Here is a 4,491-nt window from a genome sequence, read left to right as displayed (position 1 = left end):
GACTACTCCCAGGAGGAAACCCCCGTTGTCACAGCCGAACAAGAACGCCGGCCCGGACCGCCCGTCCGGGACCGGTTTTGCGGAGACCTTCGCCAAGGGGGCGCGTACACCGCTGCGAGGCATGGCGCCCGGCCGGCGGGTGTGGAAGACGGTACTGGGCCTGCCCGTGCTGGCCGGTGTCGGCGTCGGCGTGGTGGCGCTGGCCACCCTCGGCGCCTCCCAGGTGCGCTTCGGCGACGGCCAGGAAAAGGCCGTCGCCGCCAAGGAGCCGCGGCCGACGAAGACGGGCTCTCCGGTACCGGCCGCCAAGCCCAGCAAGTCCCCGAGCCCGTCGGCCCCGAAGCCCAGCGAAGCCGGGGCGCCCACCCCGACCCCCGCGGCGCCGGAGAAGCCGGAGAAGAAGGCCCCGGCTCCCCAGGCCAAGAAGCCCGCCGGTCCGCCGCGCGTGACCTACACGGGCCTCGCGGGCCCCGGCTGCCCGACGCCGCCCGGCGGCGGTTATCAGCAGCAGGGCGCCTACAACGACGGTGGCAACGGCTGGTACGGGCTCACCGGCGGCAGCACCCAGGAGGGCGGCTGCAGCGGCCAGTTCACGTCCGTACCGATGTCCGGTGACCCGGGCAAGGACGCCAACAGCCGCGTGATGTGGTGGTTCGCGCCGGGCCCGGAGTCCCGGTCCTGCCAGGTCTCGGTCTACGTGCCCCAGGGGCCCAACGACCGCGACGTGAACGGCCACCCGACCACGTATCACGTGCTGACCGACGCCTTCGACCGAAACACCAAGTACGGCCAGTTCACCGTCGACCAGGCCGGGCACCGCGGCAGCTGGCAACCGGGCGGTACCTTCCAGGTCCGCCAGGGCAAGATCGCCGTGAAGCTGCTGGACCGCGGCATCGACTACGGCCCGGGCCGCGAGGCCGCCCACCACGCGGCGGCGCCCGTCAAGGTCACCTGTCACGGCTGAGCGTCAGCTGAGGGACCGCCGCGGCTGGTCTCCTTGCCCGAGGCCGCACCCGCAACACCGTGAAGTCCGAGGACTGCGTCGGATGGGCAGACCGGCTGCGCGCAACGGGGCAGCCGGTCACTCAGGACGCTGCGCGCGACGGCAGATAGCCAAGTGGTCACCATCGCCGCCACTGGCCTGTCGGTAACTGCGTGGGCGCATCACATATTCGCCACCGGCGCCGTATTCCTGCCGTTCTTCTCGTTCAGCGCTCTCGGGCACGGGCCTCGGCCGTCGGGATGACGAGGGCGGCGTTGCGGCGCGGAACCGGAAAAGGTATGACGGACTCGTCCATCCGGTGGCGAAACCACAGGCCGGTATGTGCCGCCGGCTCGCGCTCGTGGGCAGGAGGTGAAATCGGCCCTGGCCCGGAATCGTATTGCGCCGTGCGGACGTGCGCGGTTGAGGTACGTGGATATGGTGAGTCACTGACTTCTGCGTCGATCGAAAGCGGTTGAGTATGGCGGTAGTGCAGAGGCCCGGCATTCTGACGGTGGCGGCAGGCAATGACGCAGGTACGGAGGATTCCCCTGTGCGGGCTGTGGACTACGCATGATCCCGGAGCCATCGGCCACGGCTGCCGACGCCGCGGAACCTCTCGTTTCACCGGTCAATTCGCACAACGAGTGGGATCCGCTGGAGGAGATCATCGTCGGTCGTCTCGACGGCGCGACGATCCCCTCCGGCCACCCGGTCGTGACGTGCAACATCCCGCCATGGGCGGCCCGGCTGCAACGGCTTGCGGCCGGTTTCAAGTATCCGCGCATGATGGTCGAGCAGGCGCAGCAGGAGCTCGATCAATTCATCGCGCTTCTCCAGTCCCTCGACGTCACGGTCAGGCGCCCGGACGCGGTGGACCACAGCCGACGCTTCGGTACCCCCGACTGGTCGTCACGCGGATTCTGCAACACCTGTCCGCGCGACAGCATGCTCGTGATCGGGGACGAGATCATCGAAACCCCGATGGCATGGCCGTGCCGGTATTTCGAGACGCATTCCTACCGCGAGATCCTCAAGGACTACTTCCGGCGTGGCGCGCGCTGGACGGCGGCGCCGAAGCCGCAGCTCACCGATGACTTGTTCGAGACCGATTTCCGTGTCCCGAAAGCCGGCGAGCCCATGCGCTACATCCTTACCGAGTTCGAGCCGGTGTTCGACGCGGCGGATTTCGTGCGCGCGGGACGCGACCTGTTCGTCATGCGGAGCAATGTCACCAACCGGATGGGCATCGACTGGCTGCGCCGCCACCTCGGGCCCGGCTATCGCATTCACGAGATCGAAAGCCGCTGTCGCACGCCCATGCACATCGACACGACGTTCGTTCTGCTGGCGCCCGGCAAGGTACTGGTCAATCCCGAATACATCGACATCGACCGGTTGCCCGATGTGCTGAGTTCGTGGGACATCCTGATCGCGCCCAAGCCCGACCCGCTCGACGAGCGCCTGCTGAAGATCACCTCGATGTGCGGCAAGTGGCTCAGCATGAACGTTCTCATGGTCGACGAGAAACGGGTGATCGCGGATCGGCACCACACCGGCATGCTGCGCGCGCTGGAGAAATGGGGGTTCGAGCCGATCCCGTGCGACCTGCTGCACTACGCGTCGTTCGGCGGCTCATTCCACTGCGCGACACTCGATGTCCGGCGCCGCGGCAAGCTCGAATCGTACGTCGACTGAGCGGGCCACTGGGCCACTGACCGCAAGAAGCTGGAAAGGGGCTCCGGCAGGCAGGCAGGTCGGGCGCCGTCTTGATCCCGGGGGACCGGTGCCGCCGAGAGCCCCGCAGTCCCCCCGTCCCGCGAACGCCTCAGGGCGGCGGCCTTCAGCCGGGCCCGCCGTCGTCGGCGGGCCCGGCGCCGCTCGGCACGGCCTGGCCCATCAGGCCAGAGGCGCACCGCTGCCCGCGACGACTTCGGGGCGCAGCAGGGCGGCGAGCTTCTCGGCCGGGAGCAAGCCCCTCTCCAGTACGAGTTCGGCCACGCCGCGGCCGCTGGCGAGAGCCTCCTTGGCGATGTCGGTGGCGGCCGCGTATCCGATGTGCGGGTTGAGGGCGGTCACCAGACCGATGGAGTTCTCGACGGTTGCGCGCAGCTGCTCCGTGTTGGCGGTGATGCCTGCCACGCAGCGTTCGGCGAGGGTGAGGCAGGCGGCGCGCAAGTGCGTGATGGACTCGGAGAGGGAGTGCAGGATGATCGGTTCGAAGGCGTTGAGCTGGAGCTGTCCGGCTTCGGCGGCCATGGTGATGGCGACGTCGTTGCCGATCACCTCGAAGGCGACCTGGTTGACGACCTCGGGGATCACCGGGTTGACCTTGCCGGGCATGATGCTGGACCCGGCCTGGACCGGCGGCAGGTTGATCTCCGCGAGGCCCGCACGCGGGCCGGAGGAGAGCAGGCGCAGGTCGTTGCAGCTCTTGGAGAGCTTGACGGCGATGCGCTTGAGCACGCCGGACATCTGCACGAACGCGCCGCAGTCCTGAGTCGCCTCGACCAAGTTGGCGGCGGTGACGAGGGGCAGGCCGGTGATGTCGGCGAGGTGGCGGCGGGCCGACTCCGCGTATCCGGCGTGGGCGTTGAGTCCCGTGCCGATCGCGGTGGCGCCGAGGTTGATCTCGTGGATCAGCTCGACGGCCTCGGCGAGCCGGCTGCGGTCCTCGTCGAGCATCACGGCGTACGCCGAGAATTCCTGCCCGAGGGTCATGGGGACCGCGTCCTGGAGCTGAGTACGGCCCATCTTCAGCACGTCGCGGAACTCGACGGCCTTGGCGGCGAAGGCGTCCTGGAGGACGGCCATCGCCTTGAGCAGACCGCGCACCGCGAACACCGTCGCGATCTTGACGGCGGTCGGGTAGACGTCGTTGGTGGACTGGCCGAGGTTGACGTCCTCGTTGGGGTGCAGGTGCTGGTACTGCCCCTTGGCGAACCCCAGCAGCTCCAGCGCACGGTTGGCGACGACTTCGTTGGCGTTCATGTTGGTCGAGGTACCGGCGCCGCCCTGGATGACGTCGACGACGAACTGGTCGTGCAGCTTGCCGTCGCGGATCTCGCGGCAGGCGGCGACGATCGCGGCCGCCTTCCGGGGCTCCAGCAGGCCGAGTTCCTCGTTGGCGAGGGCGGCGGCTTCCTTGACGGTGGCCAGGGAGTCGATCAGGTGCGGGTAGGCGGAGATCGGGGTGCCCGTGATGGGGAAGTTCTCCGTGGCGCGCAGGGTGTGGACGCCCCAGTACGCGTCGGCGGGTATCTCCCGGTCTCCGAGCAGGTCGTGTTCGCTGCGGGTGACGGCGGTCATGAGTGTGCGGGCCCTCTTCTTCGAGGTGGGTGAGTCAGGTTGGTGAGGTGGGTGAGCCGGGCTCGTGAGGTGCGTGAGTCGGGCTCGTGAGGCCGGTGGGTCGGGCTCGTTGGGTGGGGGCTGAGACAGGCGCTTTACCTGCGTCGGGTCACGCGGGGGTGGCGACGGCCCGGGGGAGCAGCGCGGGGACCGGTCGTACG

At 68.9% G+C, this 4,491-nt stretch carries 3 protein-coding genes; 2 read left to right on the top strand and 1 reads right to left on the bottom strand.

What is annotated here, in order from left to right; all coding sequences use genetic code 11:
• Both CCS38_RS24785 and CCS38_RS24780 read left to right on the top strand, forming a co-directional pair.
• The coding region (locus CCS38_RS24785; RefSeq protein WP_223735517.1) for an adhesin at window positions 1-964 on the top strand (964 nt) is incomplete at its 5' end.
• A gap of 591 nt (window positions 965-1,555) precedes the next feature.
• A complete protein-coding gene (locus CCS38_RS24780; protein WP_223735516.1) occupies window positions 1,556-2,680 on the top strand; it encodes an amidinotransferase in 1,125 nt (374 codons plus the stop codon).
• 201 nt (window positions 2,681-2,881) lie between these two features.
• On the opposite strand, the gene aspA is transcribed toward CCS38_RS24780, so the two are convergent.
• Window positions 2,882-4,291 carry an aspartate ammonia-lyase gene (gene aspA, locus CCS38_RS24775; protein WP_223735515.1) on the bottom strand — a complete coding sequence of 470 codons (1,410 nt, stop codon included), beginning with the start codon at window positions 4,289-4,291 and terminating at the stop codon, window positions 2,882-2,884.
• Window positions 4,292-4,491: the final 200 nt, after the last annotated feature.

Origin of the sequence: Streptomyces purpurogeneiscleroticus (genome assembly GCF_020024005.1) — a bacterium.
GTDB lineage: Bacteria > Actinomycetota > Actinomycetes > Streptomycetales > Streptomycetaceae > Streptomyces > Streptomyces purpurogeneiscleroticus.
Note: the sequence above shows the minus strand (reverse complement) of the source record. Positions and strands in the feature narration are given on the sequence as shown.

Excerpts from the sequence above, each read along its gene's own strand:
- CCS38_RS24780 (WP_223735516.1), top strand. The coding sequence starts at position 1,556 with ATGATCCCGGAGCCATCGGCCACGGCTGCCGACGCCGCGGAACCTCTC.
- aspA (WP_223735515.1), bottom strand. The coding sequence starts at position 4,291 with ATGACCGCCGTCACCCGCAGCGAACACGACCTGCTCGGAGACCGGGAG.